At 49.7% G+C, this 25,859-nt stretch carries 13 protein-coding genes; 3 read left to right on the forward strand and 10 right to left on the reverse strand.

From position 1 onward, the window contains the following. Positions 1–16: 16 nt before the first annotated feature. The 6 genes from PHW04_01360 to PHW04_01385 all read right to left on the reverse strand — a co-directional run bounded on the left by PHW04_01360 (position 17) and on the right by PHW04_01385 (position 14,411). The gene (locus PHW04_01360) at positions 17–3,064 is read right to left on the reverse strand and encodes a M6 family metalloprotease domain-containing protein (protein MDD2714519.1); all 3,048 of its coding nucleotides are present in this window, start codon (positions 3,062–3,064) and stop codon (positions 17–19) included. Between the two features lie 100 nt (positions 3,065–3,164). Beyond that, positions 3,165–5,426, reverse strand: coding sequence for a hypothetical protein (locus PHW04_01365; GenBank protein ID MDD2714520.1), 2,262 nt, complete (start codon positions 5,424–5,426; stop codon positions 3,165–3,167). Positions 5,427–5,790: 364 nt separating this feature from the next. Next, a complete protein-coding gene (locus tag PHW04_01370) occupies positions 5,791–7,320 on the reverse strand; it encodes a 5'-nucleotidase C-terminal domain-containing protein (GenBank protein MDD2714521.1) in 1,530 nt (509 codons plus the stop codon). 100 nt (positions 7,321–7,420) lie between these two features. Then, positions 7,421–12,505, reverse strand: coding sequence for a hypothetical protein (locus PHW04_01375; GenBank protein MDD2714522.1), 5,085 nt, complete (start codon positions 12,503–12,505; stop codon positions 7,421–7,423). A gap of 104 nt (positions 12,506–12,609) precedes the next feature. Next, on the reverse strand, positions 12,610–13,572 hold the full coding sequence (locus PHW04_01380; GenBank protein MDD2714523.1) for a hypothetical protein: 963 nt from the start codon (positions 13,570–13,572) through the stop codon (positions 12,610–12,612). Beyond that, entirely contained in the window at positions 13,569–14,411 is an 843-nt protein-coding gene (locus PHW04_01385; protein MDD2714524.1) for a hypothetical protein, read from the reverse strand. The genes PHW04_01380 and PHW04_01385 overlap by 4 nt, the downstream gene beginning before the upstream one ends. 262 nt (positions 14,412–14,673) lie before the next feature. On the opposite strand from PHW04_01385, the gene PHW04_01390 reads away from it, so the two are divergent. After that, positions 14,674–15,906 carry an ABC transporter permease gene (locus PHW04_01390; protein MDD2714525.1) on the forward strand — a complete coding sequence of 411 codons (1,233 nt, stop codon included), beginning with the start codon at positions 14,674–14,676 and terminating at the stop codon, positions 15,904–15,906. 16 nt (positions 15,907–15,922) lie between these two features. Further along, the gene (locus PHW04_01395) at positions 15,923–16,867 is read left to right on the forward strand and encodes a 4Fe-4S binding protein (GenBank protein ID MDD2714526.1); all 945 of its coding nucleotides are present in this window, start codon (positions 15,923–15,925) and stop codon (positions 16,865–16,867) included. Positions 16,868–16,878: 11 nt separating this feature from the next. Here PHW04_01395 and PHW04_01400 read toward each other — a convergent pair whose 3' ends face one another. Beyond that, positions 16,879–17,811, reverse strand: a complete 933-nt coding sequence (locus PHW04_01400; GenBank protein MDD2714527.1) for a substrate-binding domain-containing protein — start codon at positions 17,809–17,811, stop codon at positions 16,879–16,881. A gap of 108 nt (positions 17,812–17,919) precedes the next feature. On the opposite strand from PHW04_01400, the gene PHW04_01405 reads away from it, so the two are divergent. Then, on the forward strand, positions 17,920–18,609 hold the full coding sequence (locus PHW04_01405) for a hypothetical protein (protein ID MDD2714528.1): 690 nt from the start codon (positions 17,920–17,922) through the stop codon (positions 18,607–18,609). Positions 18,610–18,639: 30 nt separating this feature from the next. On the opposite strand, the gene PHW04_01410 is transcribed toward PHW04_01405, so the two are convergent. The 3 genes from PHW04_01410 to PHW04_01420 all read right to left on the reverse strand — a co-directional run bounded on the left by PHW04_01410 (position 18,640) and on the right by PHW04_01420 (position 25,776). Beyond that, complete coding sequence (locus PHW04_01410) at positions 18,640–23,844, reverse strand: hypothetical protein (protein ID MDD2714529.1); 5,205 nt, start codon at positions 23,842–23,844, stop codon at positions 18,640–18,642. Positions 23,845–23,953: 109 nt separating this feature from the next. Beyond that, positions 23,954–24,922 carry a hypothetical protein gene (locus PHW04_01415; GenBank protein ID MDD2714530.1) on the reverse strand — a complete coding sequence of 323 codons (969 nt, stop codon included), beginning with the start codon at positions 24,920–24,922 and terminating at the stop codon, positions 23,954–23,956. After that, positions 24,919–25,776, reverse strand: coding sequence for a hypothetical protein (locus PHW04_01420; GenBank protein ID MDD2714531.1), 858 nt, complete (start codon positions 25,774–25,776; stop codon positions 24,919–24,921). The genes PHW04_01415 and PHW04_01420 overlap by 4 nt, the downstream gene beginning before the upstream one ends. Positions 25,777–25,859 lie beyond the last annotated feature (83 nt).

Consider the following 25,859-nt stretch of genomic DNA (forward strand, 5'->3'; position numbering starts at 1 on the left):
GTTCTGCCCCTACGATCTATGGCGCCCTGTAACCGTAATTCAGTTTACCCGCGTTCTCCATGTAAAACCAGTATCCCATCAAAGGGTCGAGGTTTTTCAGAGTGGAAAAAGTGAGCGCTGAATTATTCATGAAAGTGCGGAAACCTTCATTCCCTCCGTCAGCTGTATCCCGATAAAATCCCATGATGTATCTGCTTTTTCCGGAAATCGGATTCTGATTGAAGACGCAGTCGATCACAGTATTTGTCTGCAGTTCGACAGTAGGCAGGCTGTTTGAAGCTGAGAGCCAGTAGCCGATCAGATTCCAGCCTGTGCCGAGCTGCAATTCCACTGTCTCTGAAATTGCAGTGCCGTCTGCGGTCAGGCTGCAGTCTGAAGTCGCGTACACCCAGTAGCCATGATAACCATCCAGGGTGATGAGAGTGGAAAAATCCCGCAAGCCTTCGATGTTCATGTAAGTCCTGAATCCTTCATTGCCCTGGTCCGGCGGATTCCGGAAAAAAGCCATCACATATTTCATCTGAGCTGTCTGATCAAAGATCACCTCGATCGAAGCTCTGCAGGGAGTAAGGCCGAGGGAAATCAGATTCCAGCCGTTTCTGATGGAAAACTGCCTGCTCATGATCCCGCCTGTAAAAACCGTAGAGACCGCAAGTTCTGCAGTGACAGAAGCGTCGTGCCCGTTAAATGCAGCACAGAGCGTAGTTTCCCCGCTCCAGGCCGGAGCTGTGAAAATGCCGGATTCCAGTGTTCCAGTGCCGGTCAGGATGCTCCAGGTGGGGATGATTTCTGCAGTGCTCCCATTGCTGAAGCCTGCCACAGCCAAGATGTTTTTAAGAGAATATTCAGTATATTCATTTAAAGTCAGCTCTGCCGGGGTCAGCTGCATAGAGACAGGCACGAGCGATGAAAGAGCAGTCAGGCTGAGTTCAGCGGTCGCAGTAAATGAACCTTCTGAATAAGAGCAGAGAAGCACTGCGCTCCCGCCAAGCTGCGGAGCAGTGTAAACGGCCCCATTCACGCTGCCGTCTCCACTTTTTCTGGTCCAGGTCCCTGTCACTGCCGCGGTCGAACTGTCCGTATAATGGGCATTGACTGTGATCCCGCCAAGGTCAAAAGTCGCGGTTTCCACAGTGATCTGGGTCGCAGAAAGTGTGACCGCAGTAAGATGCTTCAGTGCCACTACTGTGAGTTCCGCTGTTTTGGTCAGCGAGGATTCGGTGTAAGAGCAGACCAGCATGCTCGTGCCTGGAGAGGAAGGAGTGTAAGCGCCGCCTGTGACTGCATTGCCGTCGCTTTTTTTAGTCCAGGAAACACTGGTGACTTTGGCGGTGGAACTGTCTGAATAATGGGCTGTCACTTCAATGCTGCTAAGATTGCAGGATAATTCGATGGTCACTGAAGCTGGATTGAGAGTGATCGAAGAGAGCTGTTTCCCCTGAGCAGCAGCAATGCTGAAATCAGCGGTTTTCGTGTATCCGCTTGCTGCTTCCTTGTAGGAACAGGTGAGCAGAGCGGTTTCAGTGGTGGCTGCGGCAGTATAAGTGCTGCCGGAGAGCCTTCCGCTGCCGGATTTGATGCTCCAGGTTCCAGTCACACTGGCTGTGGTAGTGTCTGAATATCTGGCTGTCACTGTGACTAAGCCTAGACTATAGGATGCACCGGCATTTACACTGGCACTGGCTGGATTCAGAGTGATCCGCGCTATGGCTTTGGGACCGCTGTAATTGTTGGTGAAATTGATGCTTGAACCGCTCGTCTGGATGGAACTGAGCGAGACGTATGATGTGAGGGCGTAGAATGAAGAGCTGTTGGCACCGGAGCTGGGCAGCGTAGTGTTGAAAACTGTTTTATTGAGGCTGCCTGGGAATGCGTCGGCTGCAGTGCCTTCGTCCCCGCCCATTCCAAGGTGGCTTCCGCTGGTCCAGTCAGCTTCCACGACAGAGACGCCGTAATGGCTTGAGTTGTTATTGATCCCGCTCTCCCACTGCGTTGTCAGGATCTGCTCGTCCACATGCCAGACAAGCGCTCCGCTTCCAGGGATGCCTGAGTCGAAACCTGTCAGCTGCCTGTTTTCCAGCAGGAAATATTCAGTTCCATTGATCGCTGCCCTGATCACAGGATCTGTCGTTGATTCGATCGGAGTCAGCGAGAAATTCCCGGCATAAGCGCTGATGTCTGTCAGGTCGCACCAGCCCAGGAAATACCTGCACCAGGCGCTGAGATAGGCCGGACTGCTGCCGTCATTGGTACTTATTCCGTTCCAGGATCCTCCGTCCATCAGGCACCATCTGCCGACAACTGAATTTCCGTTGGCTGTGTCATACAGGTCAGGCAGGCCCAGGTCATGCCCGAATTCATGGCAGAGGATTCCGACCGGAGAGCTTTGCGCCTGCATGGTGTAATTCTGGGCTTTGAAACCCGTAGAAATTATCTCCCCATGCGGCCCGCTTGGATTCTGGATTTCCCAGCGGTTGGACCAGATGTCGCCGGCATTCCTGGTGGCTTCCTGGGCATTGCCTGAATGCACGACCATCAGATGGTCCAGTATCCCGTCATTGTTTTTATCCAGCAGACTTTGATTGAAGCTGTAACTTTGTGCCTTGAGTTTATCGATAGCCTCTCTGGCCAGTTCATAGATATTGCCGTTATAATCGTCGGTATTGCTGACGCTGTCCGCAGCATACCAGTCATACGTGTGGGATGAAGTAACTATCGGAGCGTTCACAAATGTGACCTGCAGCTTGCCGTGAGAAACAGCTTCATAGTAAGCCACAAACCTGGTTTCTTTCTGATTCAGATCCTGGTTGATTGTATCTGTCATAGGTTTGTCCGTAAATCCGAAAGGCACCACCAGGATCACGCATTCGCCTGTCTGCGGGTCCTGGGATGTGAAGGCTCCCATTTTCGGGGCATGGTCAGGAATTCTCAGCGGCGCACGCCTGGAGCTCAATTCACTGTGGTAGAATTCTGGGTAAACGTCAGGTTTGGGTGGAGCAGGCAGAATATCGGCAAAAATCAAGACGGAAAATTCAAGCAGGAACAGGATTAGCAGGAATCTCATTTGAACAGCTCCGAATTTTTTTAGTAATTATAACTAAATTCAGTTAAAAGAAAAAGGGACTGTCTTTTGGACAGCCCCTTTTGACTTGCGATTCAGGAGATCAGTATGTGAATGTCACTGTCTCGGGCAGCGGCTGCGTGGAGCCGTTGAATACAACTGAAGATGCAGGTGAAGTGCAGAGATGACCGGCAATGTAGAACTTGATGGGAGTGGTCTTCACTCCGCCGTTGCCAGTTCCGGCCGGGTCTTCTGTCAGCACGTTGAAAAGAGGTACTGCACCGGCTGCAGTGATCGTGGTCCTGCCGCAGAGCAGGGCTGAGGATCCGGCTGCAACGCTCAATGCATAAACCCTGTTTCCAGCTGCGCCGCTGCTGCCTGTGGTTGACAGGAACTGCTGGGTGCTGTTGTTGGAAGACTGGATTGCATTGGGTTTCGCTGTGGCGCTGGCTGCGGCTGAGGATTCGGTCGCATTGATCACGAAAGCGGAATAGTAATATGTAGTTCCGCCGGTGAGGCCTGTTTCAGCGGTAAAGCCATACCAGAGATTGGCATCGACTTCCCTGGACCAGACAAAGGTGCCGGCAGTTGCGCTGGCGGGTGCGGAAGTGGTTGATCTTCTGACCATCAGCTGGGTGCCGCCATTGAGGTCTGTCGGGGTCTTGCAGTACAGGTCGATTTCAACGGAATCCCAGGGCAGGGCCACAAAGGTGGACACTGCGTTCGGTCCGGCTGTGATGCCGACTGTGACTGTTGCAGTCTGGCCGCCATAGGTTGCGGTCAGCACTGCGTCACCGATTGTGGTCCAGGTATAGGTGGAGCCGCTGACTGTACCAACACCTGAGGTCTTGGTCCAGGTCGGGGTGACTGAGGCTGAGGAATCATCTGTGTAGAGTCCGAACACCATTACATTGCTCAGATCGTAACCTGTGGTGCCATTAGCAAGCTTCAGGCTGAGGGTCTGGAACATCTGCTCGATCATGATGCTGGAGAGATTCTTTTGCACATATTTGATTGATCCGCAGATTGTGTTGTATTTGGCTGTGGAATACATGTTGCTTCCGAAGACCACGTTGTAGGTATAGGTAGCATTGTTTGTGATCTTGCCATTGATGGTGTTGAACAGCGCGGCAGCCATGGTGGAACTCAGATTCAGGCTCACTGTGTGGCTGCTGACTGTAAAGAGGTTCGAGCTAACATTGGTATAAGTGCTGGAACCGGTGGCACCGTCATTCTTATAGCTGATCGTGACTTTTGCGTTATCAGGCACTGTGAAAGCATTGGTGGTGTGATTGTAACTGAGTGTGGAAAGTTCGACAGTCGCCCTGTTGGTGGCAGTGTAAAGCACGACTGTGAGCGAGGTCGAGAAGTCCTTGGTATTGCCTGTGGTATTGAGAGTGGCATTGAAGACAGGGGTGACATCAGATGCACTGTGCGGAATGTCGAAGGTCGGCAAGCCTGTAGCTGTGACTATGCCACTGCTCGGTGCACCCATGTTGATTGAAGTGCTGTTGATGGCTGTGACTGTGAGGTGCGGATACAGGTCTGAGTCTGTAATCACAGCTGTGTTGCCGGTCAGGGTAGTGGAGGCTGTAGTCGTTTCTAGTGTGGCATTGCTGGTGATTGTAGCCATGGTAAAAGTCGAGGTAGGAATGGCGATCTTGGCTACTTCGTCCATCAGAGTCGGCTTGACCATGTTGGCCAATGTGCAGAGGTTGCCAAGGCCTGTAGCTGTGTTGGCTGATGCAGCGCAGTCCAGGTTGGAGTCTGCAAAGCCGAGACGGGCAGCCACAGTGGCCTGGGCCTGTGAAACAACCGCTTCTGTAATAGTGGTGGCATTGAAGTTCGAACCTTCCAGTTTGGTGGCGATTGCGCTGATCATTCCGTCGACAGTGGTGCAAGTGCTTAAATCAGCTCCTGTCATGCCTGCGCCTGTGTTCAGAAGAGCCATGGATGCGATTGTGGTGGCAGGGGTCATGGACATGTCCTGGCCGTCCTTGACGTCAGGCTGCACGTTCAGCATCATCTTGTCTATGCCGAGGAGTTTGTACTTGATAAAGTAAACATGGGGCAGATTGTCATAATCAATGGAAGATATGACTCTCACAGTATAACGGCCGGTTGTGGTATCTGTGAAAGTGGGGAGTCCGGACGCGATGTTCTGCTTATGGCCGTTCTTGTCCTGCACATAGCAGTAGAACCCGGTGACATCGGCTGAGGTAAGGTATGAGTTGTTGGCAATTCCCTTCAGGATCTTGGTGGCAATGCCGCCTTCGTCGCCGCCGCTGCCGAAGCAGCCGGTCATAGTCAAAAAGGCTGCTACGATGCCTGTGATTACAAACAGACTTACTAATTTCTTGTTCACTCGTTTCCTCCTAAAAATCTTTGGTTGGGATTTCTCCCTGGTTTCCGTAAAATTCCTCTAGTGATCTACGCCATCACCTCCTCTGATTAATCAACTTTATCCTTAAATACTATTTGGGTTTGTGCCTTATTTTAGTATTCCAGTCTGTGCCTGTCAAAGATTTTTTTTACCGGAAACCGTGGGGAATTTTGGATTCGCAGGGGCACAGCGTACTTTGTCCTTATTTCAAGCCGTTTGAGGTTTACATGTTGGTATATTGGTATATTGGTATGTTGGTAAGATTCTGTAACGGAAATTTCACTGCGTTCAATTTCCTAACAGACTCTATACCCGAGGTTCGAAGAACCGAGTGGGATATGTTGGTCTAGCGGCCATACTCCTCATGTACCGCCTTCTTCACTACCAGCCTGTAGTCCTTTACATAGCGCAAATGACCATTTTGATTAAAATACTTCAATATCAACTCTTTCATACCGGTTTCCACCTTGAGGAAAGGATAGCTTTCAAAGAAAGAGGAATATTTATGAGCAAGCCCGCCCTTGATCAGAAAACTGGTGGTGACAATTGAGTAGAAGCTCTCGGCCATCAGCGGGTTCCCGTCGATGAAAATTGCGATCCTCTCTGCTGAGCAGCTTGTATAAGGTTCCTTTCTAAGGCAGGCCGGGCTTTCCATTTTCTGGCAGAGGTCGCAGAGAACCGCGGGGTCGCCGGTAGAGCATTTGATTGAAATTGACTGAGGGGCTGCTTTTTCCAGCCGCTCCAGATTCTGGAAAACCCTGCGGCAGATGGGATCGTCAGTGTATTCGATCCTGACACCGGAAAAGTAGCAGAAAAAATAGGGGTCTTCCACGAAGTTGGAGATCATTTTGGAAAACAGCCGGAAGATCTCGTCGCCCGGGAGAGTGCCTGAATAAAGCTCATTGTCCCAGTAAATGATTTTTTCCAGCAGCTCGCGCGTGACTGTTCCCCTGCCCAGGATCGGGTTGATGCAGGAGGCATTCAGGAACACGATGTCTGCAGCGAGAGAAAACCTGATCAGGTCTGCCACGAAATCCCCGAACGCAGTCTCGCCTGAATATTTTTCAGTGATGAAATCGCTGAGGGATTCACCGAGCACTTCAGTAACTCCTTCGATGCCCAGGCGGATTTTCTCCTGCCCAAGCTTTTCCCTGAACACCAGATCAGGCACCTGAGCGCTCAGTTCGATCAATCCGTGCTTTCTGGCTGCGGCTTTACCGCTCCCGTTGATCTCCAGTTCCACGCATCCCAGATATTTTCCTTCTCCGCCTGAATGACAGATCATGGTATGGCCTGAATAATAATCATCTTTGATCACCGTATGAGTATGCCCGCCGAGGATCAGGTCAATTTCAGGATGTGCTTCAGCGACCTGCTGGTCAGCCGGGAAACCGAGGTGCGAGAGCAGGACTAGAAAATCAGACTCAGCCTTCAGTTTTGGAAGATTGGCTGTCAGTGTTGCTTCAGGGTCTGAAAATGTATATTCAGGGTATTCAGGCTGGCCGCTGAGAATGCCTGGAAAACAGACTCCCAGCACCGCGATTCTGAATCCGTTCAGATTGAAAATCCTGGATACTGCACCGCCGTCATAGCCGATCGAGAGGTTGGAATTGAAAATGGTAAAATGCGCTTCCCTGAGCGATCCAGGAAGAGAGGCAGGCGCAATGTCCAGCTCATGGTTTCCAAGCACCATGGCGTCGTAGTTCAATAGATTCATCGAGATGATCGAATCAAGGCCCTGATTTTGGGTGGAAACGGAATCTCCGGCATCCAGCAGCAGGAATTTCTCCCGCTCTGATTTCAATACAGAAGCGATGTATGCAAAGGAGCCGACATTCCAATGCAGATCGCCTGTGTAGTAGATTTTAAGCTTCATTTCATTAGATTCTTCAAGCCTACAAACTTCAATCCACCAATTCAGTTTCTATTGTATGGTTTCCACAAAAAAAGGGCACGGTTTCCCGTGCCCTTTTGGTTCACTCATGATTGTATTCGATTCTGGTCTTCTGTCTCTTCAGCAGTTCGTCCATCAGTTTGGTGTCCAGGATCCAGAAAGGCACCAGGATCGCCCTGGTATTGTTGGACTTGTCTGTGACAGAGATCTTGAGCAGTTCAGGTTCAAGCGGCAGTTGCTCGAAATCAAGGCGTGTGCTTTCCTTGAACTGGGTGAAGAAGATGGCATGCTTATGGCCTGTGTTGTCTGTCATGATCGGGATATTCTCAGTCGGGAGATTGACCCAGGCCCCGTCCGGATCGGTAACGCCAGGCGTTTTCTTGACTTCGATCTTCACATTACCGGCGAAAGTCACAGGGAATACTCCATTGTGTCCCTCGATCAGGTTGTGGGAGATGAAAGGTGCATTTTCAATACAATCGACATTGTCGCGGGCTTTGACTTCAAAAGCCACTCTCATGTCCTCGTCAATGCCTAGCACATTCGGCTTATTCGGAGTCAGGTCGCCAATGTACTGGCCGAAATCGAAAAACTCCGCTTTCATGTAGTTGTTGCCTGGCATCGGCTGATCCACGGCATCGAGGGAATACACATTCCTGTCGATGAAATAGTCGAAGATGTCACGTGGCTTATCGACAGTCTCGTCATTCCCTTCCACCAGCCTGGGCTCATTTTTCCCGTCGCCTGTGACTATGATCCGGATCTTTCCGCGCTCGCTGGTGACGCTGTTGAGCGGATTCAGGCCTGTTCCGCCCCATTCCGTATTATCCACAAGGGCAGTCAGGCTGGGAGTGGTGGAATTGTCGATTTTAATGCCGTTCATGCCCTCGTCCACGAATCCATATCTGGGATCCAGAAAGATGTCGTCCCTGTCATCGTCATTCACCTGATACTTGATCACCCTGCTCAGTTTGGGTATCACGACAGTGAATGACAGTTCAGGCGGGTCATTGTCGTGCACCATCAGCTTGGCAGCGTATTTCCAGGGGGCATTGGCATCGTCGCCTGCAGTTTCAGGCGGAATGATCGGAGTGCCGTTGGAATTGAGATAATTGCCCTTGCCGTCTGTGCCGTAAACATACCAGTAAAGGTAACTGGCATAGTTTTCCGGCAAAGGACCAACAGTTCTCTTTGGATTGTAAAGAAAGAGGAATCTGTGCATGTATTTCTGAAGTCCGCCTGTTTTCCCAGGCTGACTTACATGGTAGTAACTGGAATCATCAGGCGGATTATCCACTGAGCCGATAATACGGGTAAAATCGTCATCCAGCTTGCCGTCAACGTTCAGGTCTACCAGAGAACCTTCGGGTATCTGGACGCTCATGTCCAACTGGCTCTGGTAATCAGTGTAAACCGAGTCCACAGTGCGGTCCTGCAGCTGATCGAAACGCCTGTTCCCTGAGTTGGCGGTCGGGTTTTCGATCTGGACTCTGAGCTTGAAATCATCGGGCTTCAGCGCCACATTGGGATTGTTGTCCAGGACCACATACTGGATTTCCCTTGGGAAGAGGTCGGCTGTGGTGCCGCCGTCCGCGTAATCGTCAGTGACGTAATAATAAAGCGCAGGTCCTTCTTTATCCACGACTTCGATCTGATACCCGAAATCCTTGGAACCCGGGGTCCCGGTATCAATATCGTGATAGCTGGTATGCCTTGGCGTATCGCAGGTCAGGTCATAGTAATTAAACTTTGGGGGCACTACGTCCGGGACCTGGTCGCGGGGTTCCCATTTCACGCATGGGTAATCGAAATCCAGCCAGAGGTAATAGCAGGCGAATTTGGGATCAGGTGCGCCGGACAGAGGCATCACAAATTTATACAGATTCTGCTGCGTCGTGAGATTCAGCTTGACTTTGAACACATGCCTGTCCGCAAAGTTCGGAGGATTCCAGGTGTCCCAGGCCACTGTCTCATCCAGAGGCCCGTCAGTGTTGTTCCTGTATTCCACCACTGTGTCGTCTGACAAATCTCCTTTTTCGAACATGGTCTGTGTCCAGCGGTAAATGGGGGTGCCTGAGCTGTTGTCGAAGATGAATGCACCTACCCACCACTGGTACTTGATCTCGCCCCAGTCCTTTTTCCTGTCGAGATGGGAGTTGCCTGCGCCAGGGTCGAGCTGCGATGTGCCGAAGATCCCGATCCCGTTATCATTGCTGACAGGAACATCAATCCCGTTATAGGGATAGTCCTCCAGAGTGGTCTTCTGGTCGCTGTTGATGTCAACTGATCCGCCTGGGACCAGGTCGCCCGGGTTGCCTGTCAGACAGGCGGCCTTATCATTGACGTCAGTGGCCAGAGAAGGTTTGTAGTTGTTGGGTTTAAGCCCGTCGCCTTTGTAGTTCCAGACGCCCACTCCGTCATAACTGTCCACCAGGGAAGTGGATCCGGCATCATGCAGATGGAACTGGTAATACTTGCCCCACTGCACATAGAATGTGGCGTAAATCGGGACTCCGGTATCCTCGTCCACCTGCTGCGGGGCATGGATGTTGACCTGGTGGATGTAACCCGGGGTAGGAGCGTTTTCATTGCCCACATGTATCACATGCTCTGCGATGAAATTCATGTCTGAATTCTTCCAGGCAGCCGGAGGAGTTGATGGCGCATATCCGCCCGGGAGGAAGCATTTCGCGTCTCTCCACTCGAACGGGCAGGAGCTGGAAGTGGCCATGGCGTAACCAAGAGATTTGCGCTGGTCGATGAAAGAGGGGAATTTCATTGTCTCATAATTGTAGCGCTGATATACGGCCAGAACCTGGACTTTGTAAATGCCGCGGTCTCTGAAGAGAATCTTGAATCCCTTGCGCTCGATCTGAGCCGCACCATTCACCATGTATAGATAATTGTCAGGCTCATTGGTAGCTGAGACGTCGATCTTGACGCCCTGTCCGGCACTGGTGAGCACATTCTGGGGCTGCCCGTCGATCGGAGGATTGACAAACGGATCGACTTTTTCGCCTGTGATTTTATTGCCGAGAGTGGCATTGGGCATCCAGAATTCATACAGTACATTGCTGCTCTGGAGCACATCGATCACCCGGATATAATAGATCAGGCCTGGGCCTGCGTTCGTGCCCTCGATCAGTCCGATCGGGTAGCCGCCTGTGAATCCGTTGGAACTCAAAGGCTGATGTGTCGAAAGCGTTGATTCGCCGTAATTGTTGTTTTTATTCAGGTAGTCACCGGCAAAAGAAGGCGGGTTTTCAATGTAAAATGTATAAGCCAGGTCTTCTTTCAGATAGTCATCATTGGGTTTAGCCGGATCTTTGGGAGGCAATGGATTCGTGTTGTTGGAATCAGGATCCATGCAGACAAAATCCACATGTGAGATGTCATCGCCCGCAATCGGAGGGCCGGCTATGTTTACGACTGCAATGTCTGTATCTATTGCTCTCACATCCACCATGCTTGTGCTCATGTCGAGCACTGCGGGAGAACTGAAAAACGGGTCCCAGACCAGAGTGTTTCCCGCGTACCAGCCATAATCCTGGCGCTTCCAGATGTTCCCGCCCAGAAAGATCTTGAACATCAGGTAATGGTCTGCGATGTTGTTTTCCTTGACCCTCCAGACACTGTAATACCAGCCGTCGGAAAAGACGGAAGTCCATCTTTTGGTCAGCTTGGCCTGCTGTGGAGTGGGAGGCGGTTCGCCAGGCTGTGGAACATATGTGTAATCATTGATGTCTTTGACCTGGTCCGGCGGCCACAAGGTATTGGGATCCCATCCCTGGGGTTTCAATTCCTGGGTTTTTATCCCATAGTAAACATTGCCCTGTCCGTCTGCAGCGATGGCTTCGATCGTACCCGGCACATTGTTCGGGATGGAAAAAGTCACTGAAGTGCCTGCTGTCAGTCCGATCATCTCGGTTCGATTGAAGGACCTGAGGTCAGGCTGCAGTTCGTACTTGATGCCGCCCAGGCCGTCCCACTGGTCTGCCACGCACATGTCTATGGCATCAGAGTAATAAAACCAGTCTTCCTGGCTGTTCTTGGTGGCAGCTCCGATGGAGGAAGTATGGTCAGGCAGATTCACCTGCTGAGCGCTGCCGTCCATGGCAGTAGGCTTCGCGTATGACAGGCCGTCTACATCGGTTTCCACAGTTTCCATCTGTCCGATTTTCAAGATCTCATCCGGAACAGTGGTATAGAAATATCTGCGGCCAGTGCAGCTCACTGCTATGTCCATCCTGCCTGTGGGAGAAACGTTGGGCTGGTCATTATAGTTTTCACCAGGAGGAGAGTCTCCGCAGGATGCGCCCAGAGCCTGATAGGTATAGTTGCACTGGAACAGATGGAAAACCTGCTCGAATGCGTTGAACTGACTGGAATAAGGATCCCAGGAACCTGCGACAGCGATCGGCCTGTGAGGGTCATTGTAATAATCGTCCCAGAAAGTGAGGTCCCGCTCCTCGTAATTCTTGATCAGGGAATGCTGGCCACGTCCGTAATGGCCCCAGCCAATGTTATCGTTGCAGTGCATGAAAGTGAAGTAACCGTTGGGGAGCTGGGCAAAGCAGTTGGTGTCTATGTCGCAGCCATTGGGCACCAGGAGATTGCCGAAATCGTCTTTCCAGAAATTGGTGTTGAAATCAAAGGCCGAGCCCCATTGTCCCCCGCTTACCCACCATCTCCAGCCGTGGACATTGAATCCGTGTCCGAAATGGTTGTTCCAGTTGTTGGGATAAGAGCAATAGATCCATTGCCCGTTGATACCCATCACTACCCTGAAAAAAGTCCGGTTGACCAGAGTGGGGACATCGAATCCTTCAGCGGTCAGCCTGGCCAGCTCCGCAGGGGTGACGCGGGGCGGCCCGAAAGCAGTAGTCTTGTTGCAGAGGAGGTATACGTTGCTGAACATGTCGACAGCGATCGCCTTGCCTGAATCGCCCGGCATGAAGAGCCGTTTGGCCTTGGGGTCATTTCCCTGGTCCACAATAATGGTCTCTGTGCTCTCATGGAAAGGACCGTAAACTCCCTTGTTGATTCCATCGCCGACCAGAACATAGACATCGCCGTTGCGCTTGTAGATATCCTTATTGGAATATGTCGCTACTGCAAAAACCGCACTGCCTGCCATTAAGAGCAACAACAGAAAGATTTTCCTCATTGTTCCGCTCCCCCCTGAATTTTATTTACAGTCAGATTTTTTTCCGTTTTGTGCACTATCAATGTTTACTCCGATTTTTTGGAATCGTTTCATTTGCTGCCCGGTCAGGACTTGAGATTATCCTTCAGGTACTGCAGGACTGCAGCCTTGAATTTGGGATTTATTTCACTCGCTCCGATCAGGGATTCAACAACTTCGTAAGTCAGGTCCTGGCTTTCGCTCTGTATGAATTCGGAAAAGTCGGGCCTGGCCATTGGAGAACTTTTTTTCGCGATCAGTTCCGAAAGATAAGACATGGTAAAGGTCTTGATCTTGTCTTCAGGGCTCATTTTCTGGCCTTCTGCCAAATTAGGCTCTCCCACAGACATCATGTTCACCCGCTCGTAATTGGCAGTGAGTTTACCGGAATCTGAAGATCCGGATGGGAGCAGATTCTCATAAACCCCGCTGTTCAGGACCAGCTTGATCCCTTTTTTATCTGCAACTGTTTTCAGGGCAGTCTTGATTTCAGCAAGAATCCTGGAAGTTAACTGGGCAGCTTCCCCGGTGGTGTAGAATTCCACTGAAGATTCCGACTGCTTTAACTGCAATTGCTCACTGTTCAGTTTCAGAGTTTCCAGTTCCAGTGAATCCAGCTTGTCCTGATATGGCTTCATGGCACGCTCAGCCTCGTCGTGAAACTGGAGATTCAGCTTGGCAATGTCCACTTTGCCGGTCATTTTTTTCTGCTGCTCTTCAAAGAGGCTGCTTTTCATGCCGAGAATCCTGCTGCAGGTCTGGTTTTTCTCAGCTGCCAGATCATTCAGCCTCTTGGCAATTTCTTCATTCCGCGTCTTATTCCTGGCTTTCAGCCTGTCTTTTTCGACGCTGCGGGTTTTCCTGGCTTCTTCAATCGCACTGACAGTCAGTTTTCCCTCTACCGGACGCAGAAAAGTCCCTGCTTCAGGATAATAATAAAGAATTGTCATGGGATGATAATAAAAAGCCAGGTTCAGATTGATGGTTCCGACAGGTTCAGCGAGCAGGGTTGAACACACCATCAACAATGTCAGGACTGAATATTTCATCTTGCTTCCTCCTTATTAAGGGCATTAACGAGCATTTCCTGCAGTTCAGAAGCGAATTTATATTTTTCAAAAATTCCCTGCAAAATCTCCAGGGAATAATCAGCTCCACCATAGACGATGAATTTATCCCTGTCAGTCAAGCTGTTTAACCTGAATTTAAATCCCTGGCTCATGAAATATGAAAATCTCTGCCTTTCCTGTTCAGTAAAACTGTCTTTGTCCAGGGCGCACAGATCGTTGATATGGTAAATCACAGAAGCGGCAGAATTGATACTTCCGGGATAAAATATGATCCTCTCGACCTGATGCGCCTTTTTAACCTTGCTGATCCCTTCATTAATATCCGTCCAGATCTGTTTTCTGATTTTTTTCTGCTCTTCCTGCGTCGCTGAATATGCTGAAAAACTCTTCATGATTTTATCGATTTTTCCGCCTACTTCAATCAGTTTCTTCAAAAGTACACTCTGCAGGGCAAGATATTTTTTCTCTTGTTCTGAACTTGGTTTTCCTGTTTCAGTTTTTCTGTATTGATTTACAAGGTCTGATCTCTGAATTTCGATCCCCTGTTTCTCCTTGATCAGGGTATTAAGCTCTTTTTTCAGTTCATTGTCTCCCTGCTCGGAATTTGCGATGAAATCCCTGCGGACATAGGCAAGGCTGGCCTGGCTGAATTCGTTGTTTTTCAGCGATTTGAGCGAAATGAACCCGTCAGTGTCAGGCAGATAGAAGAAAACTGTGTAAGGGTGGAGCCTGTAAAGCAAAGCCAGATCCACACTGCCGAAATCAGCACAGGCTGGAAAGATGACAGCCAAAACAGCGGCGAAAAAGAGCCTTTTCATATTTTCCCTTTCCGACTGAGTCATGCTCATTTCATGCCGACAAAGATACAGAAACTGAAATGCGTCAATAATTTCGGCATTTCATGTATCAGAAAACTGACTAAATTCTATCCGCGATTCTATGATCTGTCAACTAAATCTGGCATGTTTTACTGCCAATTCCGGGGGCAGTCAGGATCATGGCAGATCCTTCAGATCTCTGTCATGGTATAATTAAAATTTAAAGGCTTCAATGTTATGTTTGAAATGCAGGAGATCTCCAGTGCCTGGTAAGGTCAAAAATCTTTTTCTGCTGCTCACTTTTGTGACTGTTCTGCATTTTATCGTGTTTTCCTGGCTAATGAATGTCGTCCCCCTGCTGAGCGGGATTTCCGGTTATGACTGGCCGACTATGCTGCTCCTGCTTCTCGGAAATCTCTGGTTTGTTTTCTGCGGCTTGAAGTATCAGGAAAACCAGGAAGACTTCCGCTGGAGCCTGTATCTTTCCGGCTACCTGCTCCTGCTGGTTTTTCTCTTCCTGCTGAATCGAAGACTTCTGTTGTTCCTGATGGGGGTCTTTCTCTATTCCGGGATGTATCACAACAGGAATCGGACAGTTTATCTCTTCATTTTCCTGTTTTCTCTCATTGCATTCAGCGCTTACTGGGTTTCAGGATGTCTGCTCTTATCTTTCATCTACGCTGTTTTAAGCGGGCTATGGGAACGCCTGAGCAGCGGGTTTGAAAAAGTGCTGGCCTTGTCGGGCGGACTGATTCTGCTGCTGGTGATTTTCCCGCTGCTTAACCTGCTTTTCCAGTATCAGCCCCAGACCCTGATCAATGCCTGCAGTCCGGAAATATGGAATGCCATGCAACTGAGTGCAGTCACAGCATTGATCTCGACTCTGATCATTCTAGTACTGGGTGTCCCGCTTGCCTATATCATGGCCAGGAACGATTTCAGGCTGAAAGCCGCAGTCGATGCTTTGATCGACCTGCCGATCATGGTTCCTCAGACAGCGGCAGGAATCGCCATTCTGGTCCTGGTCGGCCCTAAAACACCTCTGGGAGACTTTTTAGCTCAGCAATTCGGAATGTCTTTTGCCGGAACAGCCATCGGCATTATCTGCTGCCAGATCTTTGTCAGTTTCCCATTTCTGGTACGGTCTGCGATCAATGCCTTTGAAGCGGTGGACGCGAAATTCGAAAATGCCAGCCGCTCGCTGGGTGCATCTGCAGCCCTGACTTTTTTCCGGATCACCCTGCCACTTGCCGCGCCTGGGATTTTCAACGGCTGCATCCTGAGTTTTTCCAGGGCTCTCTCCGAAGCAGGCAGCCTGATGATCGTAGCTTACAGGCCGAGCACGATCCCGATCATGATCGATGACACATTCAATCAGTTCGGCATGCGGGAGGCTGCCCCGATCACAGTAGTGTTTGTGGGCATCTGCTTCTGGGGGTTCATTTCCCTGAAGTGGCTTTATGAAAACCAGAAGAGAAGGCTGAAACAAGCTTGATGTTACTGGAGGAAATTTGAACAAATTCTTCGACGAACCGTTTCTGCCGGTGATGGGAAGCTGGTTCGACGGTTTTCCGTTAGCCCTGATCTCCCTGCTTCTGATAGCAGGGATGATATTCATGATAAATCTGCGGAATGCATGGCTGCAGCGGGCGAGGCGGGCCGTCCAGACCATCTCCCTGCTGGTTTTTGCCCTTTTCGTGTATCAATGCCTCTGCCTGATGCGGCTTTTCATGTTCGGGCTCGGCGAAATCGGAAAAAACGACCTGGTTTCATTCTCCCAGCTGAGCCTGTTTGCCGTAGTCGGAGGATTCTCGTTTTTTGCGGGACGCATTTTCTGCGGCTGGGTCTGCCCGCTTGGATTTCTGCAGGAAATAGTGAATTCAATCTCCCCGGTGAAAGGAAAAGCTGCTAAACTGATCCTCCTAACAGCATTGTTCTGCACAGCCCTGGTCACCATGCTCAGAACCTTGCCGGCTAATGAATTTGCAGTGGAATATGTCACTGCTGTCTTCGCCTTTCTGATGATGATCAGCCTTTTCCTGCTCCTGATCAGCCCGGCCCTGGAGCAGGCTCTGATGAACTTCCGTTATGTACCGATGTTCGTATATAGTGCGCTGAGCCTCTTGGGTATTTATTTCAGTGACGCCTGGTGCTCGCTCTATGGCTTTGAGGCAGACACCTCCTCACTGATCTCGCTCTGCATTGTCCTGTCAGCCTCGTTTATCGTGGCCACTCCCTGGTGCAGATTCATGTGCCCGACAGGTCTGTTTCTGGCTCTTATCGGAAAAGACGCTTTCTACAGGCTTAAGCTGGGCCATCTGCCTCCGATACACGAACCATGCAGGCAAGCCTGTCCGTCAGGCGCGATCAGTGAGCAGGGTATAGACTGCCTGCTCTGCATAAGCTGTGGAACCTGCAAGGAAACCTGCGGTTCGAAGTACGGTTTTTTCAAGTAATAAATCTGGCTCTATTTTAAGATTTCAAGCGGGACGTTTTTTGATCCGCCAGGTGCAGGATCAAAGAAATTCTTCTCAACCAGGTCTGAGCGTGACAGGAGCATCCTTCCAAATTTCAATGCTGTTCCGCGGTCAGGGGCATCATTCGGAATTGTGAACGCATACCTGATAGGCCCGCCTGTCAGGGAGACCGTATTTTTACCGCTGCCTGTCACTTCAGTGGTAACCTGGGAATAGAACTGGGCCTCCATAGTGCTTCCCATATTGATCCTGTCAGGCAGCCGGATGAACTTGAGATGATACTTCTTGGCGGATGATTCATAGATGAAGGCATAATCCAGCGAATAGTTCTGAAGCCTGGGAACAAGCTGAGACTCAGTCTGGCAGACATTGTCAGGTCGGCAATTGGCTTTAAGCATAACAGCGATGCTTCTGCCTCCCAGTTTCTCCCGATAGACTATGTCTGCAAGCTCCCAGCAGAACAGGGTGCGGTATCCAGCAGGTTCAAGGTTGGGATCGACACGCCCGAATTTCACATCCGGCCTGGCAAGGATTTCATACCAGTTGTCAGCTGTCAGCTCTGTTCCATATTGAGAGTGCTCTCCGTATGCGACAGTCATCCTGCTTCCTGCAAAATCAGCATACCAGTCTGTGAATTCAGGGATCAGCAGTCGTTCAATCACCACATAATCCGCCACTGCGATGACGTCAGCTCTGCGTTTCAGTTCAGTAATCTTCCGGCAGGCGGCAAAACTGCCTGAAGGCTCAAGCACTATCTCCACACCCGGTTCTCCTGCCTCGAACTCAGCTTTCATGTCCTTCATCAGAGCGGTCAGGCTGCTGGCATGAAAGACAACCAGTTTTTTCTTTTCTCCGCATCCCTGGCAGAGAGTGAAAAAAGCCAGAGTCAGCAGAAGCAGCAGGCGTTTTCCCGAAAGGTTCATAATTACCCCTTGAAATCATTATCAGTATGACATTTTAGCCTCTGCCATATCAAGTAGTAATTTGGAGGTGTTTTCCTGTATAATTGATTTCACAAGGCCAACATGACGATGAAGATATTTCTGACCCTGTTTTTTTTTCTGCTTTTTTCTGGAACTTCGAATTCATGTTCAGCCTATAATTTCAGAAACTCGACCTTCAACGACATCAAGCGAGCCTCAGCAAAATCGTTTTTCAAGATCATTTCCAGCATCAATGGATTCGAAAAATGCGGCACAGCCGAGCTTGAGTCCCTGAAGTCCCGCTGGAGCGATGTCTCAGTATCCTGGACCCTTTTCCAGACCAAAGTGGAAAACTGGCTCAGGCTGATCCCTGATGAAACTTCCGTGAAAGACTGGAATGCCGCGTTGGGAGAATTTCAGCGGATTATCGGAAAAATACACGGAGAAATTGCAGCAGGAAGCGGGGAAACAGCGCTCAGCGAGATGACTGGACTCAAGATCGATCTGCTGCTTTTTTTTCATTTCAATCCCCTGGATACATCCAGGGATGCGGCAAAAACCGGGGACCGCGGTACTATGATCATAGTTTTTTCGGATGTATCCTGGTTTAAAGATGAACTGCCGCCTGAACTTGTGTTGTTTCAAAAGAAAATCGGGGAACTGTACAAAAATTTTGATGAGCCGCACAGGAAATCCTTCCTGGAATGGAAAGAAGATCACAGAATTGTTCTGAAAAAAGTGCTGGCTGATTATTTCGAACATCACAGCTGGCTGAGACGGTCAGGGGAAAATCCTTAAAAAGGGCACGGTTTCCCGTGCCCTTTTGGTTCACTCATGATTGTATTCGATTCTGGTCTTCTGTCTCTTCAGCAGTTCGTCCATCAGTTTGGTGTCCAGGATCCAGAAAGGCACCAGGATCGCCCTGGTATTGTTGGATTTGTCTGTGACAGAGATCTTGAGCAGTTCAGGTTCCAGCGGCAGTTGCTCGAAATCAAGGCGTGTGCTTTCCTTGAACTGCGTGAAGAAGATGGCATGCTTATGGCCTGTGTTGTCTGTCATGATCGGGATATTCTCAGTCGGGAGATTGATCCAGGCCCCGTCCGGATCGGTAACGCCAGGTGTTTTCTTGACTTCGATCTTCACATTACCGGCGAATGTCACAGGGAACGCTCCATTGTGTCCCTCGATCAGGTTGTGGGAGATGAATGGCTGGTTCTCGATGCAGTCCACATTATCCCTGGCCTTGACTTCGAATGCCACTCTCATGTCCTCGTCTATGCCTAGCACATTCGGTTTGTCAGGAGTCTTGTCTCCTATGTACTGACTGAAATCGAAAAACTCCGCTTTCATGTAGTTGTTACCCGGCATCGGCTGATCAATTGCATCGAGAGAATATACATTCTTGTCGATAAAGTAATCGAAGATGTTCAGGGGTTTGTCGACAGTCTCGTCATTCCCATCAACCAGCCTGGGCTCATTTTTCCCGTCGCCTGTGACTATGATCCGGATTTTTCCGCGCTCGCTGGTGCCGTTGTTAAGCGGATTCAGTCCGGTCCCGCCCCATTCCGTATTATCCACAAGGGCAGTCAGGCCTGGAGTGGTGGAGTCGTCGATTCTGGTGCCGCCCATGCCTTCATCCCCGAATCCATATTTCGGTTCCAGGAAGATGTCATCCCTGTCGTCATCCGCCACCTGATACTTGATCACTCTGTTCAGTTTGGGAATTACGACAGTGAATGACAGTTCAGGCGGGTCATTGTCGTGTACCAGCAGCTTGGCAGCATACTTCCATGGGGCAATCGGATCTACTGCCTCACCTGCAGCTTCCGGAGGTATGATCGGAGTGCCGTTGGAATTGAGGTAATTGCCCTTGCCGTCTGTGCCGTAGACATACCAGTAAAGGTAACTGGCATAGTTTTCAGGCAGCGGACCCACGGTGTCTTTTGGGTTGTATAGATAGAGGAATCTATGCATGTATCTCATGAGTCCGCCCAATTTTCCGGGCTGGCTCACATGGTAGTAACTGGAATCATCAGGAGGGGTATCCACTGACCCGATCAGAAGTGCGAAATCATCATCTATCTTGCTGTCACCGCTCAGGTCTACCAGGGAACCTTCAGGGATCTGGACGCTGGTATCAAGCTGGCTCTGGTAATCAGTGTAAACCGAGTCCACTGTGCGGTCCTGCAGCTGGTCGAAACGCCTGTTCCCTGAGTTGGCGGTCGGGTTTTCGATCTGGACCCTGAGCTTGAAATCATTGGGCTTCAGTGCCACATTGGGATTGTTGTCCAGGACCACATACTGGATTTCCCTTGGGAAGAGGTCGGCTGTGGTGCCGCCGTCCGCGTAATCATCAGTGACGTAATAATATAGAGCCGGGCCCTCTGTATCCACGACTTCGATCTGATACCCGAAATCCTTGGAATTCGGGGAGGCTGTGTCTATGTCATGATAGCTGGTATGCCTCTTGGTATCGCAAGTCAGGTCATAGTAATTATACTTTGGAGGTACGACATCAGGAACCTGGTCGCGGGGTTCCCATTTCACGCACGGGTAATCGAAATCCAGCCAGAGATAATAGCAGGCGAATTTGGAATCAGGTGCGCCGGACAGAGGCATCACAAATTCAAACAGCTTCTGCTGGGGTGTGAGATTCAGCTTGACTTTGAATACTTGCCTGTCCGCGAAGTTCGGAGGATTCCAGGTGTCCCAGGGCACTGTCTCGTCCAGCGGCCCATCTGTATTGTTCCTGTATTCCACCACTGTGTCGTCTGACAAATCTCCTTTTTTGATCATGGTCTGTGTCCAGCGATAGATGGGCGTACCTGAACTGTTATCAAAGATGAAGGCACCCACATACCAGTGGTATTGGATTTCGCCCCAGTCCTTTTTCCTGTCTAGATGGGAGTTACCTGCGCCAGGGTCGAGCTGAGATGTGCCGAAGATTCCGGTGCCATTATCGTTGCTGACAGGAACGTCAATCCCATTATAGGGATAGTCCTCCAGAGTGGATTTTCCGTCACTGTTGATGTCAGCGCTTCCGCCTGCGACCAGGTCGCCCGGGCTGCCGGTCAGACAGGCAGCCTTGTCGTTGATGTCAGTGTTCACAGAAGGTTTGTAATTGTTGGGCTTCCGGCCGTCTCCGCCTGGCGATGGCTTGTCGTAGTTCCAGATGCCCACACCATCATAACTGTCCACTTTGGATGTGATCGATGCGTCTCCTAAATGGTACTGGAAATACTTGCCCCACTGCACATAAAATGTGGCGTAAATAGGGACTCCGGTATCCTCGTCCACCTGCTGCGGGGCATGGATATTGACCTGATGGATGTAACCCGGGGTAGGCGCATTTTCGTTGCCAACATGCACCACGTGTTCTGCGATGAAGTTCATATTGGATTTTTTCCAGGCATCCGGAGGATTTGACGGAGTGTAACCTCCGGGCAGGAAGCAGGCAGCGCTTCTCCAGTCAATTGTGGAAAAACAGGAGGTGGCCATGGCATAACCGAGGGAAACGCGCTCATCAATGAAAGAAGGATATTTCATGGTTTCATAATTATAGCGCTGATATACTCCCATCACCTGGATTTTGTAAATGCCGCGGTCCCTGAAGAGAATCTTGAATCCCTTGCGCTCGATCTGGGGCTGGCCGCTGACCAGATACAAATAGTTGTCAGGCTCGTTGGTTACCTTGATGTCAATCTTCACGCCCTGGCCGGCATTGGTCAGCACATTCTGGGGCTGGCCGTCGATCACAGGAGTGACAGTCGGATCTACTTTCTCACCTGTGACTTTGTTGCCGCTCGTGGCATTTGGCATCCAGAACTCATAAAGCACATTGTTGCTCTGCAGCACATCGATCACCCGCACATAGTAAATCAGACCAGGCCCTGCATTCGTGCCCTCGATCAGTCCGATCGGGTAGCCGCCTGTGAATCCGTTGAAATTCACCGGCTGATGGTTCTTGAGTGTCTGTTCTCCGTAATTGTTGTTTTTGTTCAGCCGGTCGCCTGCGAAGGAAGGCGGGTTTTCAATGTAATAATCGCACCATTGGTCTTCAGGAACATAGTCGTCATTGGGTTTGGTCGGATCCTTGGGCTGGATCGGATTCATGCTTCCGTCAGTGAGCGCGAAATCCACATGTGATATGTCGTCGCCTGCGATCGGAGGTCCTGCGATATTGACCACAGCAATATCCAAATCCAGTTTTCTAACATCGATCCCTGAACTCAGGTCCAAGACTGCTCCATGACTGAACTGAGGATCCCAGACCACCTGGTTTCCTGCCATCCAGCCATAATCCTGGCGCAGGTATAAATTGCCACCGATGAAAATCTTGAACATCAGGTAATGGTCTGCAATATTGTTTTCCTTGACCCTGTATACACGGTAATACCAGCCGTCAGACAGTACGGAGACCCATCTTTTTGTCAGAGCTGCCTGTGCAGGTGTGGGGGGAGGATCACCGGGCAGCGGAACATAGGTGTAATCCTGCAAGTTCTTGATCTGATCAGGAGGCCAGGCAGTGTCCGGATTCCAGCCTGCAGGTTTCTGTTCCTGGGTCCTGATTCCATAATAAATATTCCCGTTCCCGTCGGCTGCGATGGTTTCGATTGTACCTGGAATTGTGGCAGGAATTGAGAAATTCATCGTATTGTCCTCAGTGGGGCTTCCTGAGAGGCCTCCGCTGGGGTCGATCTGGTAACCGCCGATCATCTTGGAGCGATTGAAAGAGCGGAGGTCAGGCAATAGTTCGTATTTGATGCCGCCCAGCCCGTCCCACTGGTCGCAGACAGCCATTTGAGGGGATTCCGAATAATAAAACCAGTCAGAGCTGCGGTCCTTGGTAGCTGCGCCGATGGAGATCGTTCTGTCAGGAAGGTTGCACTGGACGAAAGCGGCAGTCATGGCAGTAGGCTTCATATAGCCAATTCCCTGGGCATCCGTTTCCACTGTTTCCATCTGGCCGATCTTCAGGATTTCGTCTGGAATCGTGGTATAGAAATACCGGCGGCCTGTGCAGCTCACTGCGATGTCCATGTGGCCTGTGGGGCTGACGATCGGCTGTTTGTCATAGTTTTCTCCCGGAGGGGAATCGCCGCAGGATGCTCCCAATGCCTCATAAGAGTAATTACATTGAAACAGGTGAAAAACCTGTTCAAATGCGCTGAATTGCCCGGAATATGGGTCCCATGTTCCTGCAACAGTAATCGGCCGGTGACTGTCGTTATAATAATCATCCCAGAAGGTCAGGTCCCGTTCCAGATAATTATCGAGTCTGGCAAACTGGGAACACATGAAGGAAACAGCATAATAATGCTGGACATGCATCGCAGTCTGGTAACCATTAGGCAGAATCGCATGGTTATTTGTATCAAAGCCATAGCCGTTAGGCACCAGCAGATTTCCGAAATCGTCCTTGAAAACAGGCCCGCCATAGGTATGGGCGGCAATGAACAGAGGCGGGGCTACTGCGCCGCCCCAGAAGTCTCCGTATGTCGAAAATCCGCATTGCGGCCAGCGCAGGCATCTGTTCTGATAATTATCGTAATAATGGCCGAAGTGGGTGCCACTGCCTCCACCAAGATTCCACCAGTTGACTCCATAGCCGGCATACAGCCACTCTCCGTTCGGCTGCATCACACAACGGTAAAAGTTCCTGCCGATCAGAATTGCAGGATCGTAACCTTCTGCAGTAAGCCTAGCCAGCTCAGCGGGTGTGACGCGCGGAGTCTGGAAATCCGTTGTCTTGTTGCAGAGCAGGTAGACATTGTTGAACATGTCGACAGCGATCGCCTTGCCGGAATCTCCGGGCATGAAAAGACGCTTGGCCTTGGGGTCTGAACCATTGTCCACGATGACTGTCTCTGAGCTTTCAGTGAAAGGCCCGTAAACGCCTTTGTTTAGCCCGTCTCCGACCAGAATGTAAACCTGGCCGTTCCTTTTATAAATCTCGCTGTTGGCATAAGAAGGCGCACAATATCCGCTATAAACGATTAGAAACAGGAGAAACAATACAAGGATTTTCTTCATTACTCCGCTCCCCCTATCGATAATTTTTCATCTTCTAGAGTATCCGTGCAATTTATTAGTATTATTATTATATTACTTTCCTTAGTCGCCATTGTTTCGTCAGGCAGTGTCACTTCGCTTTCAAACTATCCTTCAGGTATTGGATTACAGCAGCCTTGAATTTAGGGCTGATCTCGCTGTTATCAAGGAGCGCGGATACCACATCAACAGTAAGATCATGGCTCTCACCCAGAATGAATTCGTTTAAATCCTCTCTTTTGAAGGGTAATCTTTTTTCGCTGAAACCGGAGATGAAAGACTTGATGAAGATTTTTGCTCCTTCGTCAGGTCCCGCTTTATCGTCTTTATGAGTCTTCGGTTCTCCGCTCACGACCATGTTCATCCTGTCATAATCCCCACCCGCGTTTCCGGGGGATGTGGTCTTTTCTGAGCTGAATTCATTATCATAAAAACTGCTGTTCAGAATCAGCTGGATTCCGCTCTTCCCTGCAACTTTTTTCAGAGTATCCTTGATTTCGGCCATTATCTGGTCGATCTCCCTGGAAGTTTCAGCAGGAGAATAAAACTCCACCAGAAATTCGGAGTTTATCAATTTTTCCTGCTCGGATTTAAGTTCATCAGATTGAATTTCAATGGAATCCAGCTTCTTCTGATAAGGGCTCAAGGCCCGTTCCATTTCCTCATGCTGTTTCAGGGTGTTGGTTAATTCCGAAGGATTGGAGCTGGCAGCTTTCTGCTGCTGCTCCCAGATACTGCTCTGTTCTCCCAGGATTCTGATGCTGAGCCGGTTTTTTTCCTCATCCAGAGCATTGAGTTTTTTCTTTATTTCTTCCTGTTTCGATTTGTTTTTGGCTCTGATTCTCTCCTGTTCCAGTTTCCGGTTTTTTAAAGTGTCCGCTATCACCGAATCCGTGAGTCTGCCCTCGATCGGCCGCATGAAAGTGTGGAACTCAGGATAATAATAAAGCAGCACTTGAGGATGATAATAAAACGCCAGGTTAAGATCGACAGTGCCGACCGGCTCGGTCAAGGCAGCAAAGATGGCAGCCAGTAAAAAAATGATGGAAAGGTATTTCATCGTGATTCCTCCTGTTTGAACGTATTGATAAGAATTTCCTGCAATTCCGAGGAAACCTTGTATTTTTCAAAAAGTATCCTCACTGCTTCCCAGGTATAATCAGCCCCGCCGCACAGAATAAAATTTTCCCTGCCTGCTAAAAAATTCTGCCTGAAATAAAACCCGTATTTCATGAAATTGTTAAATTTTCCCCGTTCCTGATCATTGAAATTATCCTTATCAGGATTGCAGAGCTCCAGGATGGGAAATTTATAGCAGTTTTCAGCTCTGGAGGGGGCTCCGGGATAAAATATCAGTTTTTCCAGTTTACAGGATTTTTTTAACCGGGTAAGAGCAGCCAATACATCGTCCTTGATCTGTTTCCTCAATTTATCCTGCTCATCTTTGCCTGCCAGATAAAAGGAACCGAGTTTTACAGTCAAAGTATCGATTTTTCCGATGTTTTTACTGATTTGTTCTCGATTTTTCTCCCTTTCCAAAAGATAACCTTTTTCTGTTTCAGTTGAGGCTTTTGAGCCGCTGGCAGCTTGATCACGCCGGTATCTTTCGAAAAGTTCGAGATTCTTGGATTCCAGCAGCTTGTTTTCTTTTTCCAGTCCTTTGATCTGCTGAAGTGCTTGTGCTCCCATCCTCTCTACGTCGGTAACCATATCCGAGTGAAGATAAACAAGATTCTGGATACTGAACTCGTTGTTTTTCAAGAATTTGGCTGTTATAAATCCATCGTTTTCAGGCAGATAGAAGAAAATGTTGTAAGGGTGAAACCTGAGCAGCAAAGCCAGATCCACACTGCCGAAATCAGCGCAGGCTGGAAAGATGGCAGTTAAAACAGCGGCTAGAAAGAGCCTTTTCATATTTTTCCTTTCCGGAGGAGAAGTGATTTGTCCCCCTGATATGTAAATAAATCAAGGCCAAATAAAATCCCGGCATTTCCTGG

Source organism: Candidatus Wallbacteria bacterium (assembly GCA_028687545.1).
Taxonomy (GTDB): domain Bacteria; phylum Muiribacteriota; class JAQTZZ01; order JAQTZZ01; family JAQTZZ01; genus JAQTZZ01.

What these genes read in the sequence shown, in the direction of transcription:
- PHW04_01360 (MDD2714519.1), bottom strand. Translation starts at nt 3,064, where the DNA reads ATGAGATTCCTGCTAATCCTGTTCCTGCTTGAATTTTCCGTCTTGATT.
- PHW04_01370 (MDD2714521.1), bottom strand. Translation starts at nt 7,320, where the DNA reads ATGAAGCTTAAAATCTACTACACAGGCGATCTGCATTGGAATGTCGGC.
- PHW04_01375 (MDD2714522.1), bottom strand. Translation starts at nt 12,505, where the DNA reads ATGAGGAAAATCTTTCTGTTGTTGCTCTTAATGGCAGGCAGTGCGGTT.
- PHW04_01380 (MDD2714523.1), bottom strand. Translation starts at nt 13,572, where the DNA reads ATGAAATATTCAGTCCTGACATTGTTGATGGTGTGTTCAACCCTGCTC.
- PHW04_01385 (MDD2714524.1), bottom strand. Translation starts at nt 14,411, where the DNA reads ATGAAAAGGCTCTTTTTCGCCGCTGTTTTGGCTGTCATCTTTCCAGCC.
- PHW04_01400 (MDD2714527.1), bottom strand. Translation starts at nt 17,811, where the DNA reads ATGAACCTTTCGGGAAAACGCCTGCTGCTTCTGCTGACTCTGGCTTTT.
- PHW04_01405 (MDD2714528.1), top strand. Translation starts at nt 17,920, where the DNA reads ATGAAGATATTTCTGACCCTGTTTTTTTTTCTGCTTTTTTCTGGAACT.
- PHW04_01410 (MDD2714529.1), bottom strand. Translation starts at nt 23,844, where the DNA reads ATGAAGAAAATCCTTGTATTGTTTCTCCTGTTTCTAATCGTTTATAGC.
- PHW04_01415 (MDD2714530.1), bottom strand. Translation starts at nt 24,922, where the DNA reads ATGAAATACCTTTCCATCATTTTTTTACTGGCTGCCATCTTTGCTGCC.
- PHW04_01420 (MDD2714531.1), bottom strand. Translation starts at nt 25,776, where the DNA reads ATGAAAAGGCTCTTTCTAGCCGCTGTTTTAACTGCCATCTTTCCAGCC.